The organism is Pseudarthrobacter sp. PS3-L1, assembly GCF_030063285.1.
Taxonomy (GTDB): domain Bacteria; phylum Actinomycetota; class Actinomycetes; order Actinomycetales; family Micrococcaceae; genus Arthrobacter.
This window is the reverse complement of record NZ_JASISU010000003.1, coordinates 203,383-217,507: the sequence shown is the minus strand read 5'-3', so window position 1 is coordinate 217,507 and position 14,125 is coordinate 203,383. Positions and strand designations below refer to the sequence as shown.

The window sequence follows — 14,125 nt, the reverse complement described above, 5'->3', positions numbered from 1 at the left end:
CCCTTTTTGTCGGTTCGGTGCTCTAACGCTCGGCAGCCATGTGTATCAGGGCCTGGAGAGGCACGGGATAAGGTTGGAATGGACAGAAGGAGAGTGCCCGATGCAAAGCCATGAGGACGCGCCCGACACCGGCACTGAGACTCTGCGTGAGCTGCGGCCAGGCCTCCCGGGCAGGACCAAGATTGCCGATGGTGTCGTAGCCAGGATTGCCGGAATTGGGGCCAGGCAGGTTGCGGGGGTGCACTCTGTCGGTGCGGGGCCTGCCCGTGCCCTTGGTGCGTTCCGAGGTGCGGCGGGTACCACCGATTCCACGGCAGGGATCCGTGTTGATGTGGGTGCCACGCAGGTGGCAGTCGACGTCAGCCTGGTCGCTTCCTACGGGGTTCCCCTGCATTCTGTTGCGAACCACGTTCGCAAGGCTATCTATCAGGCGGTGGAAGACTTGGTGGGGCTGCAGGTCATTGAGGTCAATGTTGACGTGACAGATGTTTTCATCGGTGCCGAGGGGAGACTTCCAGCATGACCACTCCGCTCAACGGTCACACCCGGATCAGCACGCAGGCCCTGACCAGCCTCGCAAAGGCAGCCGCCGCACAGTCCCTGGGCGTGCAGCCTGCGGATGTTCGCATTGATTGGCGTGACGACGGAGGGCTCCTTGCCCTTTCCGTGGTGGCTCCGATGACCATTCCAGACCTCAATCTTGTCCTTCGCCAAGGACCCTCATACCCAGCATCCCAGGGGTCAGTCCTGGACATGGCGGTCACCGCCAAGGCTGCGATTCATCACACAGTTTCGTCCCTGAGCGGGTCTCGCCTCAGCCGCGTTGACATCAGGGTCAGTGGAGCCCGAACCAGCCACGGAGCAAAGGTCCAATGAGCCAGCCAACAGAACCGGCCCGCGGCGAAACGCGCAACGCGGTGCAGCCAGAAACGCCCCCGCCATCGCCGTTCCTGCGCCGCGTCTTGCGACGCGAATCTACCTCTCCGCGATCGGTTGCCGTGGTGGTGCTGGCCATCGTGGTGACGGTCCTCTGCGGCTATGCCCTCCTGGAAGCCCTGGTCCACCTGGTGGGGCAGCCTTCGTGGCTGATCGAACCACAGTATGCAGTAGAGGGTCTCGCGAAGCTGCCAGATTCGCTTTCACCGATCCTTCTTGGTGCGTTGGGGGCGGTGATCTTCATGGTGGGGTTGTTCTTTTTTCTGGGGGCGGTGCTGCCTGGCCGCCGCCCTCGGCATGTCCTCAACGGATGGACGGCATCGATGCGTGCCACTGAGTCTGGCATCCCGACTGACCGGATCGGTGTTGTCGTGGACGACGGCGTCCTGGCAGCCTCGCTGGCCCGCCGGGCACGCACAGCTGCCAACGTGCAGCGGGAGCAGGTCATGGTGGTGGTGTCACGGAAGCTGGTTGTGGTCAATGTACGTCCCACTTCAGGTGTTCCGGTGGATCGCGAGCTGATCAGCGGCGCTGTTGAGGAAGAAGTCCGCCGGATGCAGCTGGAGCCTGAGCCTGCGGTTCGGATTGTTGTCGCTGAGTCTGGGGTTGTGGGCGCATGAATAGCTCTCCACGAGGATTGAACCGATGGGCCATCGGGTTCTTCGGCTTCGTGCTAATCGCCATCGGAGCGGGGCTGCTGGCCCTGGTGGTTATTCCAGCCGTCGCCTCCGCCTGGCGCAACTGGTCTGGAGGTGCATGGAATTCTCTCCAGCAGGTCATCGAGCAGACCAGGCTACCCGGTGGGGGAGAAAGTTGGATCTGGCTCGCCCTGGCTGCGGTGCTCCTGGTCATTATTGTGTTGGTGCTCGCACTTGCGGCGCAGCAGGGCAAGGGCCGTGCAACGCTCCTTTCAACAGAGGTCGATGCTGGCGGCGAACCGGGGGATATCAGTATTGGTGGCGCCGTGGCCGAGCAGGCCGTCAGAGCGGCTTTGGCTGGGCGCCCGGACCTGCCAGGAGTATCCGTTGCAACGTATGAATACCGGGGAAAGCCAGCACTCCGGATACGCCTGCAGCCGCGGCAGGGAGTTGCGCCGCACCTGCTGGCCGGCGAGGTTGCAGACCTTGTGATGGCACTCGAACGCGTGGTGGGCCACCAGATTCCGGTCCTCATTCACGTTGGTGTGGGGGCCCGGTCCAGGCTCAGCAGGGCGGAACGGGTCCGCTAGGCCACCTCTCGGGTGTTTGGTGGGCGGCTGGGCCAGGGTTGCCAACGGCGAGTCAGGCCGTGGGGAGACCCGCAATCCCATTTCCGATGAGGATGGTGCCGAAGATCAGCAGGAGAAGCCCGGTCATGACCTGGTGATTCGCAGTCAGCCACCCTGCGATGCTCTCCAGCAACGGCAGCACAAGACGGGGTGTCACGAAGTATCCTGCGGTGGGGACGATGACCGTGACGGAGGCAGCGGCCACGAAGACAGCCATGGACAGGACCTCTGCGGCGACAGTGAGGTTGGCGCCGCCAATTGTTACCCCCGCTGCGATAGTAATGGCGACGTTCTTGGGGTTTGCTGCGGAGAGCGTGAGTCCCACGAGCAGTGCGCGCCCGGGCGTGGCGGACGACGCTGACGACATCCAACCAGGCAGTGACGTTTCACCTTGGTCTCCGAAGCGCTTCCTGATTTTCCGGTAAGCGAGGAAAAGCAGGCCAAGCCCAAGGAGAATTCTAAGGACTCCGGCGATCACGAACGCAGGGCCCGTGGTGGATTTTTCAAGGGCGTCCATGGCAAAGGAGAGGAACGTGACGATGGACCCGATTCCCACGACCCAACCCACCATGAACGGCAAGCTGTTGGTCCTCGCGCGGCTGGAGGTGAGGATCAGGACCACCATGATGATCGGGAAGGGGCTCAGGCTGATTCCAAGCGCCAGCGGTAGCAGAGTTCCAATGATCTGATTCATGGTTGTGGCTCCCAGTTCCCAGGCACGGCACCGTGGAAAGTGTTCCACGGATTCACTGCAGTGTCCATGGTGGCGGTGATGTTTTGCGGAGGATTAGTCAAGGGTGATCCGGCGCTTGCTGATCAGAGAAAGGGGGCCGCTGACCGACGCTGCGCAGAGTGATTGGGGGATACTAGGTCTCAATCTGGAAACGACGCTGTGTAAACGCTTGCATTTTCCTGTGAACTTTGATTACTGTGATGCTCACCACGCATTCGCATCAGCGTTATCCAAAGGAACTCAGCGAGGAGTTATCCGCATGAAGAATCGTAAATATCTGCTGCCTATTGCCGCCACAGGCATCATGGCACTAGCCCTCAGCGCTTGCAGCTCAGGCGAAGACGCCGCTCCTGCAAGTGACGGCGACTGCAGCGCCTACGCAGACTACGGCAACCACGACGGCAAGGAAATCTCGGTCTACTCCACCATCGTGGACCTTGAAGCTACAAACCTTGAGAAGTCGTGGGCCAAGTTCGAAGAATGCACGGGCGCCACCATCAAGTACGAGGGCAGCAAGGAATTCGAGACCCAGATCGGCGTCCGCGCCAAAGCTGGCAACGCACCGAACATTGCTATCTTCCCGCAGCCGGGCCTCATGGCCGACCAGGCCCGTGCAGGAAACCTCAAGCCAGCACCGCAGGCAGTTTCCGACCTCGTGGACCAGAACTGGTCTGCGGACTGGAAGAAATACGGCACTGTTGACGGCACGTTCTACACCGCGCCGATGCTCGCCAACGTCAAGGGCTACGTCTGGTACGCCCCGAAGACCTTTGAGGACAAGGGTTGGGAAGTCCCCAAGACGTGGGACGAGATGATGGACCTGACCAAAAAGGTCGCAGATGACGGCACCATGAAGCCGTGGTGTGCAGGCTTCGAATCCGGCGAGGCCACCGGCTGGCCAGGAACTGACTGGATCGAGGACGTTGTCCTCCGAGATGAGGGACCCGAGGTCTATGACCAGTGGGTCACCCACGAGATTCCTTTTAACGACCCCCGCATTGTCAGTGCCTTTGATACTGCCGGTGACATCCTCAAGGACGATCAGTACGTCAACGCCGGCTTTGGTGACGTCCGCTCGATCCTGACCACCGGATTCGCACAGGCCGGTCAGCCGGTCCTGGACGGACAGTGCGCCATGCACCACCAGGCAAACTTCCAGGCCTCAAACTGGCCTGAGGGCACTGTTGTTGCTCCCGACGGTGACGTCTGGGCCTTCATGGCTCCGCCCAGCGACGCAAGCAAGGGACAGGCAATTGTTGGTGGCGGCGAGATGGTCGGTGCGTACTCAGACGCTCCCGAGGTCCAGGCCTTCCAGGCCTTCATGGCAAGCGCTGAATTCGCCAACACCCGCGTGAAGCTGGGCGGTGTGGTCAGCGCCAACAAGGGACTTGACCCCGCAAACGCCCAGACTGAACTGGACAAGGACTCAATCGCCCGTCTGCAGGATGAAAACACCACCTTCCGCTTTGACGGCTCAGACCTGATGCCCGGTGCTGTTGGTTCCAACTCCTTCTGGAAGGGAATCGTTTCCTGGATCAACGGTGCCTCATCGCAGGAAGTCACGGACAGCATCGAAAGCAGCTGGCCCAAGAGCTAACCTCCCCGGCTCGCTGAACCCCCGGATCCGTTGAGGATCCGGGGGTTCAGCAGCGTAACCCTCATTCTGATCCACGTACCCCGGAGGTTGGGCTATGGACTTCATTGGAGAAAAACTCCTGCAGGTTGTGATCGCACTCGCGGTCTTCGCTGCGCTTATCGGACTCATCATGCTTGTGGTGGACAGGGCTCCCAAGTCCGACAAGGAAAAAATTACTGTCATCGGGTTCCTTGCTCCCGCAGCAATACTGTTGCTGGTGGGATTGGTCTACCCAGCCGTCACCACCTCATTCCTGGCTTTCACCGACTCTTCGGGCAAGGTCAATGGAGTGGACAACTTCGTCTGGATTTTCACCCAGCCAGAGGCTCTTGTCACTCTTCGCAATACAGTCATCTGGACCGTCCTGGTCCCCTTGCTGTCAACATCTTTCGGCCTTGCCTACGCCGTTTTCATCGACAAGGCACGGGGTGAAAAGGTCCTCAAGGCTTTGGTCTTCATGCCCATGGCCATCTCCTTCGTTGGTGCCGGAATCATCTGGAAGCTCGTTTACGACTACCGCGGTCCCGGGATTGAGCAGACCGGTGTCCTGAACGCGCTCCGTGTTGCGTTGGGACTCGACCCCAAGCAGTTCCTGCTGGACGCCCCGGGAAACACCATCTTCCTGATCATTGTCATGGTCTGGATCCAGACAGGGTTCTCCATGGTCATCCTCTCTGCAGCCATCAAGGGCGTCCCCGTTGAACTGGTCGAAGCCGCGCGTCTGGATGGTGCCAATCCTTGGCAGCAGTTCGTCAACGTCACGCTCCCCGGTATCCGTGGCGCGCTGGTGGTGGTGCTCACGACCATCACTATCGCCACGCTCAAGGTGTTCGACATTGTCCGCACCATGACCGCTGGCAACTACGACACCTCGGTAGTGGCCAACGAAATGTACACGCAGGCGTTCCGCGCCGGCGAACCTGGCAGGGGTGCAGCCTTGGCGCTGATTCTCTTCCTCCTGGTTCTGCCGATTGTTGTGTACAACGCCCGTGTCCTCCGTCAGCAAAGGGAAATCCGATGACCGTCACGCCAACGCCGGATGGGGCCACACAGAAGACCCGCGTCAGGAAAAGCCAGACCAACAAAGAAGTCACCGGTGATGATGCTGCGCCGATGATGCGCAGGGTCAAAACCAAACTGACCTCCCGTTGGGCAACTGCTGCGGCAGTGATCATCGCAGTGGTCTGGACAGTCCCGACTTTCGGTCTATTTGTCTCGTCGTTCCGGCCCGCTGCCAAGCAGGTCGGCCCGCGCTCCGACGGTTGGTGGAACGCCTTTACTGACTGGCAGTTCACCTTCAAGAACTACGTGGATGTCACGGCCTCGGCAGGATCCCAGTCCGCCAACCTGAGTCAGTACTTCGTCAACTCGATTGCCATTGTTGTCCCGGTGACGGTGTTTGTGCTGGTTTTGGCTTCCATGGCCGCCTACATCTTTGCCTGGGGCAAGTTCAAAGGGCGCGACGCCGGATTCATCTTCGTCTTTACGCTGCAGATTGTGCCGCTTCAGATGGCGTTGATTCCGCTCCTGACGCTCTTTACCCAGGTGCTGCAGATCCCGCCGGGTTCCTACGCCCAGCTCTGGATAGCGCACACCATGTTTGGACTGCCACTGGGTATCTTCCTGCTGCATAACTTCATCTCGGAAATTCCGGGTGAGGTTATTGAAGCGGCCAAGGTTGACGGCGCTGGCCACACCACCATTTTCTGGCGGATTATCCTGCCTCTGTCAGTCCCGGCACTCGCATCTTTGGCGATCTTCCAGTTCCTGTGGGTCTGGAACGATCTCCTGGTTGCGTTGGTGTTCTCAGGAGGTACTGCCGACGTGGCACCGATCACCCAGCGCCTTGCTGAGATCTCAGGTACCCGCGGAAACAAGGATTACCTGAACCCAGCGGCAGCATTTGTGTCCATCATTGTTCCGCTGCTGGTCTTCTTTGGGCTCCAGCGGTACTTTGTGCGCGGCCTCCTCGCTGGTGGCCTCAAGGGATAACCCGGGCCGACGTCCAACGTCGACTACCTAGCGCACGACGGCGGGTCGCATCACGCTCTGCAGACGCAGGAGCGTCGGTGTGGCCCGCCGCTTTATCTCCAGAAGGGTAACCATCGTGGCACGCACCAGTGAGAGGTCCCTTCGGGGCGGTCACAGCGGAGTTAGCATCGAAGACGTGGCAGCAGCCGCCGGAGTATCAACCGCCACTGTTTCGCGGGCCGTGCGGGGACTGCCCAATGTCTCCTCGGCAACGCGTGAAAAAATCCTGGCGGTAGCAACCGACCTCGGTTACGTCGCGTCGTCGTCCGCCTCCGGCCTGGCGACAGGGCGCACAAAAACAATTGGTGTCCTGGCTCCCTTTGTTAGCAGATGGTTCTTCTCCAAAGCCATCGAGGGAGCTGATCGGGAGCTGCATCTACGCAACTACAACATGACGCTGTTCAATCTGGGCGGCCACGGAAGCAACAGGGTCCGGCTGTTCAGCAAGACAATGGTCTACAAGCAGATTGATGCCCTGTTGGTTCTCTGTATGGCACTGACGCATGAAGAGCTTGAACACTTGCAGAAGATCGACATTCCACTGATTGTGGTGGGCGGCTACGTGGAGGAATGCTCCTACATCGGCATTGACGACTACGCTGCGGGATCCCTGGCAGTCCAGCACCTGGTGGACCTGGGCCATCGGGACATTGCGCTGGTCCACGGGGACAATCAGACCGACCTGAACTTTGATGTACCCAGGGTGCGTATCCTCGCGTTCCACGATGTCATGGAACGGGCGGGCCTGCCGACGCGGCCAGAATGGGAACAGTGGGGTGACTTCACCCTGCTCAGCGGCCAGGAGGCGTTTCGCCGTCTATGGAGTTTGCCGGGGAAGAAACCGACTGCCATTTTCTGTGCGTCGGACGAGATGGCCATGGGCGTCATTTTTGAAGCCGCGAAGGCTGGGGTCCGTGTCCCTCAGGATGTTTCGGTCATCGGTATCGATGATCACGATTTTGCCGAAGCCATGGGGCTGACCACCGTGAGCCAGCACCCCGATGACCAGGCCGAACTTGCCACCCGCATGCTGCTCGATGAGCTGGATGGACAGGCAGGGGCGGTACGTTCGCTTGCCGCGCCGCATGAACTGATTGTGCGCGGCACCACGGCGCCGCCATGCACCCCCTGAATCGCCGCTTCCTCAGCTGACGGTTTTGTGGTTGCGCCAGGATGCTGCGCGGTCGGCTGAAGCCCGGACCTGAACGCCGATAGGTCAGGAAGCCCGGGCCAACTGCCGGATCGGTATCCATCGTGAAGCGAGCCGGCGGTACGCTGCTGCTGCGCCGGTCATATCCCCCTCTGCGAGGCACTCGATACCAAGCCGGATGTCCATGGGCGAATCATCGGGGTGAACCCGGTCCGCTACTGCGCCGTAGTCCAGCTCCAGCATGGCGCCAGCGCCGAATTTGTCCAGCCACGTGCTCAGCTGTGTGAGGTCATCGAGCATGTCCAGGTCCGGGGCCGCCAGGGCCAGGCTGGCTGCGGCGTAGCGGGCACGTTCCCTGGCCTGCGTGATAGATGTCCAGACACGGACTGTGAGGATCCGGCCATCGGCTTCCACCACATCCTTCCGGTCAGTTTCCATGAAGAGCGAGAACCACGCGAAGGGGATGCCCCACGTAGAGGCCCTGGAATGGATGAGGTGTGCAGAGTCGTCCGCCGTGACGGCATCGATCCGGGCCTGGTGACGTTCCCTGACGTCCTCCGGGATCAGGAGTTCTGCCAGCGGGCCGTGGATGCCTTCCATCAGCGAGTTCGCAGCCAACCCTGCCCGGAGAACCAGCTGGTTCGGGCAGTACAAAAGGTCCGTGGCGCCATGCTCGGCGGAAGGCGGAGTGCCATCCGCCGTGGTGATCCGGATGCCATCGGTCCTTCCAGAGGGGAAAGGATCACCGTTGGGCCGGGTAATGCGCCCCAGTGACGCCTGGACTTCAGCGGCATCGATAGCGGAGCGTTCCTGCAGCTGGGCAGCTGCTGCGCTGAGTCCGGCCTGGTAGTGCTCCGGAAAACTGGACAGCGGTTCGTAGACCCGCAGGGTCGAGGAAAAGGGAAGTCCCCCCTGCCCCTGATGGATTCTGCCGCTCACTGCAGGCACCTGCTGGCTGCCATCAGCTGGCCACATCCACAATGACTGGCGCATGGTCAGAGGCGCCCTTGCCTTTGCGCTCCTCGCGGTCGATTGATGCGCCAGAGACCCTTGCGGCTAGTCCAGGGGAGGCCATGACAAAATCGATCCGCATTCCTTCCTTTTTGGGGAATCGAAGCTGTGTGTAGTCCCAATAGGTATAAACGCCTGGGCCAGGAGTGAAAGGACGGACGACGTCGGTATATCCGGCAGTCTCAAACGCTTCGAAAGCAGCCCGCTCGGGTCCGCTGACGTGGGTATAGCCACCGTCGCGGAAGAAATCGATGTCCCAGACATCGTCATCCGTCGGGGCGATGTTCCAGTCACCCATGAGTGCGATCTGGGCGCTAGGATCCTCGGCCAGCCACCCCTGGGCATGGTTTTTCAGGGTGTCCAGCCACTGCAGTTTGTACGGCATATGTTCATCTTCAAGGGACCGGCCATTGGGGACATAGAGGCTCCAGATGCGGACGCCGCCACAGGTCGCAGCGATGGCCCGGGCTTCCTGGACGGGGTCCTTGCCGCCCTTGCCAAAAGCGGGCTGGTCCAGGAACGTACGCTCAACGTTGTCCAGGCCCACCCGAGAGGCAATGGCCACGCCGTTCCATTGGCTCAGGCCGAAGTGGGCCACCTCGTATCCCATACGCTCAAAGAGCTCCCAGGGGAAGTTCTCGTCCTTGCACTTGGTCTCCTGGATAGCGAGTACGTCGCAGTCACTGCGCTGCAGCCAGGCTTCCACGCGGTCGGCACGGGCACGGAGGGAATTGACGTTCCAGGTAGCTATCTTCACGCAGTCCAACTTACCTTGTGCCCCGGACAGGAGTCTCGGGGCAGGCTCTGGAATTTAGTTGGAAGTCCGAGTATATTCGGCTGGACGATTGACCTGGATCACATGCAAAGGAGCGGTATCCGATGGTGCGCGAGCTGACCCATTACGTTGCTGGAGGCAGAACCCGCGGCACGTCAGGACGCTTTGGCGACGTCTTTGACCCGTGCGAAGGTGCTGTCCAGGCGAAGGTTCCGTTGGCCAGCAGGCAAGAAGTAGAGCACGCTGTGGCTCTTGCCGTGGCCGCCCAGCCCGGATGGGGCGCCACCAACCCGCAGCGTCGGGCGCGGATCCTGCTCCGTTTTGTTGATCTGGTCAACAAAAACCTGCAGGAACTTGCCGAGCTGCTTTCGTCCGAGCACGGCAAAACAGTGGCGGATGCCAAGGGGGATATCCAACGCGGTATCGAGGTAGTTGAGTTCTCGGCGGGAGCGCCCCACCTCCTCAAGGGTGAGTTCGCCGATGCCGGCGGCATCGACGTCCACTCTGTGCGTCAGCCGCTGGGCGTAGTAACGGCGATCACGCCTTTTAATTTCCCAGCCATGATCCCCCTGTGGAAGGCTGGCCCGGCGCTGGCAGCTGGCAACGCTTTTATCCTCAAACCGTCAGAGCGCAATCCCTCCGTCCCGCTGCGTATCGCGGAACTCCTGACACAAGCCGGTCTGCCGGACGGTATTTTTACCGTGATCAATGGCGACAAGGAAGCAGTGGATGCGCTGCTGGAGTCTCCTGACGTCAAAGCCGTGGGGTTCGTGGGGTCGACCCCGATTGCCCAGGCTATTTATGCCAAAGCGGCAGCCCACGGGAAACGGGCCCAGTGCTTTGGTGGAGCCAAGAACCATATGGTGATCATGCCCGACGCCGATCTAGAGATGGCCGCGGATGCGTTGATGGGGGCCGGGTACGGCTCCGCCGGGGAACGCTGCATGGCCATCTCCGTTGCCGTGCCGGTGGGAACAGACACTGCCGATCGACTGATAGCCATCCTGCAGGACCGGATCAAGGACCTCCGGGTGGGGCACAGCATGGATGCCGGAGCCGACTTTGGCCCCGTGGTATCGGCGGCCGCTAAAGAGCGGATTGAGGGATACATCGCCGCTGGTACTGAGGCTGGCGCTGCCCTGGTGGTGGATGGGCGCGGCCTGGAAGTGGACGGCTATCCGAACGGCTTCTGGGTGGGCCCGACCCTTTTTGACCATGTCAAGGAGGACATGTCCATTTATCGGGAAGAGATCTTCGGCCCGGTTCTCAGCGTGGTGCGCGCTGCCGACTATGACGAGGCGCTGCGGCTCTGCAGCGACCACGAGTTTGGCAACGGGGCGGCAATCTTCACCCGCGACGGAGACTCAGCCAGGGATTTTGCCAACCGCGTGGAGGTTGGGATGGTGGGAGTCAACGTTCCCATACCCGTACCGATTGCCTACTTCACGTTTGGCGGCTGGAAGGCCTCCGGCTTCGGTGACCTCAATCAGCATGGCCCGGACGCATTCCGCTTCTACACCCGCACCAAGACAGTCACCACGCGGTGGCCTTCTGGTATCCGCCAGGGTGCACACTTCACCATGCCGGAAGGAAGCTGATGTCCACCTCTAGCCCTGATGTTTTGAGTGAACAGCGCGGTCACCTTGGTCTGATCACGCTGAACAGGCCCACGGCGATGAACGCCCTCACCACCGGTATGGTGGCGGCCATGCTGGACCAGTTCCAGCTTTGGGAGCATGACGAATCCGTATCCACTGTGGCAGTCAGGGGTGCTGGGGACCGCGGCCTGTGCGCCGGCGGCGACATTGTGGCGATTTACCACGACATCCTTGCCGGAGGTACTGACACAGCACGATTCTGGCGCGTTGAATACGAACTCAACGCATTGATAGCCCGCTATCCCAAGCCGTACGTTGCCCTTATGGACGGCCTGGTTCTGGGCGGTGGAATTGGGATCTCGGCCCACGGATCCCTCCGTGTGGTGACAGAGCGGACGCGTGCCGGGATGCCAGAGACCACCATAGGATTTGTGCCCGACGTCGGCGGCACATATCTACTGTCCCGGTCACCCGGGGAGACGGGAACGTATGCCGCACTCACGGCTGCGCACCTGAACGCAGCCGATGCGATCTTCCTGGGACTCGCGGACACCATGGTGGAGTCGTCCCAGCTGGACGCCTTGGTGGCGGCGCTCGCCGAAGGCGATGCGGCCGACGTCGTGGGTCAGTTCGCCGTGCAGGTTCCGGACTCTGGGCTGGCCCCGCGCCAGCAGTGGATCGATACGTGCTTTGCGTCGGACGATGTCGGTGAGATTATCCACCAGCTGCAGAACCAGGGCCCGGACGCGGCGGAAACGGCGGCTGACCTGCTGGCAAAGTCACCCACCGCTGTGTCCGTGACCCTCGCAGCGCTTCGGCGAGCAGCGGATCTGAGCCTTGAGGAAACGCTGCAGCAGGATTACCGGGTTGGCCTGCGGTTCCTGGGTGGGCCGGACTTCCGCGAGGGAATCCGGGCACAGGTGATCGACAAGGACCGCACGCCGCAGTGGCGACCCGCGACGGTGGGGGAAATCCGGCAGGATGCCGTGGACAGGTATTTTGAACCACTAGGGGCGGACGAACTGCTGCTCAACGCTCATCAGCACAGAGGAGCAAACTGACATGGCTGCATCGGCAGGGGCCCAGACCATCGCCTTCCTGGGGCTTGGCCACATGGGTGCTCCAATGGCGCGCAACCTGGTGGCCGCAGGGCACCGCGTGGTGGGGTTCGACGTCGTGCCAGCGGCGCTGGATGCTGCCAAAGCGCTGGGTATTCCGACGGCGGCAGATGCCCTGGAGGCCGTCCGTGGCGCTGACGTCGTCCTCACCATGTTTCCCAGCGGCAAACACCTCCTCGATGCCTACTGCGGGGCTGCGGACGATGGGCTTCTCGCTGCGGCCATGCCCGGAACGCTGTTCCTTGACTGCTCAACCATCAATGTTGAGGAAGCCCGGGACGCTGCCGAACGGGCGCTTGCCGCAGGTCACCGTGCAGTGGACGCGCCTGTTTCCGGGGGAGTGGTGGGTGCTGAGGCGGGCTCGCTGACGTTCATGGTGGGGGCGTCGGAGGATGACTTTGCTGCGGTGGAACCGCTGCTGGCGATCATGGGTCGGCGGAGCGTGCACTGCGGTGGTAATGGCGCTGGACAAGCGGCAAAGATCTGCAACAACTTGATCCTTGGAATTTCCATGATTGGCGTCAGCGAGGCATTTGTCCTCGGCGAGAAGCTGGGACTCACCCACCAGGCATTGTTCGATGTTGCGTCCGCGGCCTCCGGCCAGTGCTGGGCGCTGACCGCCAACTGCCCAGTTCCCGGGCCTGTCCCTGCCAGTCCGGCCAACCGGGACTACCGGCCGGGATTCGCTGGCGCACTCATGGCAAAGGATTTGAACCTGGCTATGAACGCACTCACGAGTCATGGTGTGGCAGCAAGGATGGGGCCATTGGCAGCGCAGATCTACGATACGTTTGCCGCTGAGGGTGGTGCGGGCAGGGACTTCTCCGGCATCATCACCGACATCCGGGACCGGTCAGCAGCGGGCACTGGTCCTGGTGATGAGGCTGCGCCCACAGACGCGGCAAACCAACGGAAGGACAACGCATGAGCGTGGAGTATTCGAACATCCTGGTTGAGCAGCACGGCAGGGTGGGCCTGGTGACCCTGAACCGGCCCAAGGCGCTCAATGCCCTGAACAAGGCCACGCTGGACGAGCTGGTAGCGGCAGTGTCCGCCATGGATGCAGATCCGGGTGTCGGCGCCGTTGTGATCACCGGCTCGGCCAAGGCCTTTGCTGCCGGTGCTGACATCAAGGAGATGGCCAGCCAGAGTTACATGGAGATGTATGCCGCGGACTGGTTCCGGGGCTGGGAAGACCTGACCCGGCTGCGAATCCCGATTGTTGCGGCCGTCTCCGGTTTCGCGCTCGGTGGGGGTTGCGAACTGGCGTTGATGTGTGACTTCATCATTGCCGGCACCACTGCAAAGTTCGGCCAGCCGGAAATCAACCTTGGTGTCCTGCCCGGTATGGGCGGTTCCCAGCGGCTGACCCGCGCCGTGGGGAAAGCGAAAGCCATGGACATGATCCTTACCGGACGGTTCATTGATGCAGAGGAAGCTGAACGGTCTGGCCTGGTGTCCCGGGTGGTTCCTGCGGAGGATGTGGTGCGTGAGGCGCTTGCCGCCGCCGAGGTCATTGCCAGTAAATCCAAGCCGGCGGCCATGCTGGCCAAGGAAGCCGTGAATGCCGCATTCGAGACAGGGCTCGTGCAGGGTGTTCTCTTTGAACGGCGGCTCTTCCACTCAGCGTTTGCCATGGCAGACCAGAAAGAAGGCATGGCGGCGTTTACCGAAAAGCGGAATCCGGAGTTCAAGCACCGCTGATACAACCGGGTACCACATGACCTTGGGGGTAAGCAGGCTGGGTGCTGCACGGACAGGACGCCTTTCATGGCAGCGTGACTCGCATTCCCAGGCAGCTATCACCCTATAATTCGTGCATGCCTATGCGCCGCCTCGATCGAGGTTACTCCGCCCCGTTGTTTCTCGC

15 protein-coding genes are annotated in these 14,125 nt (G+C 61.4%); 12 read left to right on the top strand and 3 right to left on the bottom strand.

The window, feature by feature from the left end; translation table 11 throughout:
• The first annotated feature begins 100 nt into the window (after window positions 1–100).
• Genes QMG79_RS08855 through QMG79_RS08840 form a run of 4 tightly spaced genes read left to right on the top strand, consistent with a single transcriptional unit; the run spans window position 101 to window position 2,164 of the window.
• On the top strand, window positions 101–523 hold the full coding sequence (locus QMG79_RS08855) for an Asp23/Gls24 family envelope stress response protein (protein WP_283538227.1): 423 nt from the start codon (window positions 101–103) through the stop codon (window positions 521–523).
• Window positions 520–876 carry a hypothetical protein gene (locus QMG79_RS08850; protein WP_283538226.1) on the top strand — a complete coding sequence of 119 codons (357 nt, stop codon included), beginning with the start codon at window positions 520–522 and terminating at the stop codon, window positions 874–876. The genes QMG79_RS08855 and QMG79_RS08850 overlap by 4 nt, the downstream gene beginning before the upstream one ends.
• A complete protein-coding gene (locus tag QMG79_RS08845) occupies window positions 873–1,556 on the top strand; it encodes a hypothetical protein (RefSeq protein ID WP_283538225.1) in 684 nt (227 codons plus the stop codon). Before QMG79_RS08850 ends, QMG79_RS08845 begins: the two co-directional genes overlap by 4 nt.
• Complete coding sequence (locus QMG79_RS08840; RefSeq protein WP_283538224.1) at window positions 1,553–2,164, top strand: hypothetical protein; 612 nt, start codon at window positions 1,553–1,555, stop codon at window positions 2,162–2,164. The genes QMG79_RS08845 and QMG79_RS08840 overlap by 4 nt, the downstream gene beginning before the upstream one ends.
• Before the next feature lie 52 nt (window positions 2,165–2,216).
• Here the strand turns inward: QMG79_RS08840 and QMG79_RS08835 are convergent, their stop codons facing one another.
• On the bottom strand, window positions 2,217–2,897 hold the full coding sequence (locus tag QMG79_RS08835; RefSeq protein WP_283538223.1) for a GAP family protein: 681 nt from the start codon (window positions 2,895–2,897) through the stop codon (window positions 2,217–2,219).
• A gap of 298 nt (window positions 2,898–3,195) precedes the next feature.
• On the opposite strand from QMG79_RS08835, the gene QMG79_RS08830 reads away from it, so the two are divergent.
• From QMG79_RS08830 to QMG79_RS08815, 4 genes are all read left to right on the top strand, one after another.
• Window positions 3,196–4,533 carry an ABC transporter substrate-binding protein gene (locus QMG79_RS08830; protein ID WP_283538222.1) on the top strand — a complete coding sequence of 446 codons (1,338 nt, stop codon included), beginning with the start codon at window positions 3,196–3,198 and terminating at the stop codon, window positions 4,531–4,533.
• Between the two features lie 94 nt (window positions 4,534–4,627).
• Window positions 4,628–5,593 (top strand): carbohydrate ABC transporter permease, encoded by a 966-nt coding sequence (locus QMG79_RS08825; protein ID WP_283538221.1) that lies wholly within the window; start codon window positions 4,628–4,630, stop codon window positions 5,591–5,593.
• On the top strand, window positions 5,590–6,564 hold the full coding sequence (locus QMG79_RS08820) for a carbohydrate ABC transporter permease (RefSeq protein ID WP_283538220.1): 975 nt from the start codon (window positions 5,590–5,592) through the stop codon (window positions 6,562–6,564). The genes QMG79_RS08825 and QMG79_RS08820 overlap by 4 nt, the downstream gene beginning before the upstream one ends.
• A gap of 115 nt (window positions 6,565–6,679) precedes the next feature.
• Window positions 6,680–7,735 carry a LacI family DNA-binding transcriptional regulator gene (locus QMG79_RS08815; protein ID WP_283538219.1) on the top strand — a complete coding sequence of 352 codons (1,056 nt, stop codon included), beginning with the start codon at window positions 6,680–6,682 and terminating at the stop codon, window positions 7,733–7,735.
• Between the two features lie 84 nt (window positions 7,736–7,819).
• Here the strand turns inward: QMG79_RS08815 and QMG79_RS08810 are convergent, their stop codons facing one another.
• Window positions 7,820–8,692, bottom strand: coding sequence for a DUF8083 family protein (locus QMG79_RS08810; RefSeq protein ID WP_283538218.1), 873 nt, complete (start codon window positions 8,690–8,692; stop codon window positions 7,820–7,822).
• Window positions 8,693–8,714: 22 nt separating this feature from the next.
• Window positions 8,715–9,521 (bottom strand): exodeoxyribonuclease III, encoded by an 807-nt coding sequence (locus QMG79_RS08805; RefSeq protein ID WP_283538217.1) that lies wholly within the window; start codon window positions 9,519–9,521, stop codon window positions 8,715–8,717.
• 122 nt (window positions 9,522–9,643) lie between these two features.
• Here QMG79_RS08805 and QMG79_RS08800 point away from each other — a divergent pair, with 122 nt between their 5' ends.
• The 4 genes from QMG79_RS08800 to QMG79_RS08785 are packed head-to-tail and all read left to right on the top strand — an operon-like array spanning window position 9,644 to window position 13,959.
• A complete protein-coding gene (locus tag QMG79_RS08800; RefSeq protein ID WP_283538216.1) occupies window positions 9,644–11,137 on the top strand; it encodes a CoA-acylating methylmalonate-semialdehyde dehydrogenase in 1,494 nt (497 codons plus the stop codon).
• Entirely contained in the window at window positions 11,137–12,198 is a 1,062-nt protein-coding gene (locus QMG79_RS08795; protein ID WP_283538215.1) for an enoyl-CoA hydratase/isomerase family protein, read from the top strand. The genes QMG79_RS08800 and QMG79_RS08795 overlap by 1 nt, the downstream gene beginning before the upstream one ends.
• Window position 12,199: 1 nt before the next feature.
• The gene (mmsB, locus tag QMG79_RS08790) at window positions 12,200–13,183 is read left to right on the top strand and encodes a 3-hydroxyisobutyrate dehydrogenase (RefSeq protein ID WP_283538214.1); all 984 of its coding nucleotides are present in this window, start codon (window positions 12,200–12,202) and stop codon (window positions 13,181–13,183) included.
• A complete protein-coding gene (locus QMG79_RS08785; RefSeq protein WP_283538213.1) occupies window positions 13,180–13,959 on the top strand; it encodes an enoyl-CoA hydratase in 780 nt (259 codons plus the stop codon). The genes mmsB and QMG79_RS08785 overlap by 4 nt, the downstream gene beginning before the upstream one ends.
• Window positions 13,960–14,125 lie beyond the last annotated feature (166 nt).

Coding starts and splice junctions, on each gene's coding strand:
- QMG79_RS08830 (WP_283538222.1), top strand. CDS start 3,196: ATGAAGAATCGTAAATATCTGCTGCCTATTGCCGCCACAGGCATCATG.
- QMG79_RS08785 (WP_283538213.1), top strand. CDS start 13,180: ATGAGCGTGGAGTATTCGAACATCCTGGTTGAGCAGCACGGCAGGGTG.
- QMG79_RS08855 (WP_283538227.1), top strand. CDS start 101: ATGCAAAGCCATGAGGACGCGCCCGACACCGGCACTGAGACTCTGCGT.
- mmsB (WP_283538214.1), top strand. CDS start 12,200: ATGGCTGCATCGGCAGGGGCCCAGACCATCGCCTTCCTGGGGCTTGGC.
- QMG79_RS08850 (WP_283538226.1), top strand. CDS start 520: ATGACCACTCCGCTCAACGGTCACACCCGGATCAGCACGCAGGCCCTG.
- QMG79_RS08845 (WP_283538225.1), top strand. CDS start 873: ATGAGCCAGCCAACAGAACCGGCCCGCGGCGAAACGCGCAACGCGGTG.
- QMG79_RS08825 (WP_283538221.1), top strand. CDS start 4,628: ATGGACTTCATTGGAGAAAAACTCCTGCAGGTTGTGATCGCACTCGCG.
- QMG79_RS08835 (WP_283538223.1), bottom strand. CDS start 2,897: ATGAATCAGATCATTGGAACTCTGCTACCGCTGGCGCTTGGAATCAGC.
- QMG79_RS08840 (WP_283538224.1), top strand. CDS start 1,553: ATGAATAGCTCTCCACGAGGATTGAACCGATGGGCCATCGGGTTCTTC.
- QMG79_RS08800 (WP_283538216.1), top strand. CDS start 9,644: ATGGTGCGCGAGCTGACCCATTACGTTGCTGGAGGCAGAACCCGCGGC.
- QMG79_RS08795 (WP_283538215.1), top strand. CDS start 11,137: ATGTCCACCTCTAGCCCTGATGTTTTGAGTGAACAGCGCGGTCACCTT.
- QMG79_RS08820 (WP_283538220.1), top strand. CDS start 5,590: ATGACCGTCACGCCAACGCCGGATGGGGCCACACAGAAGACCCGCGTC.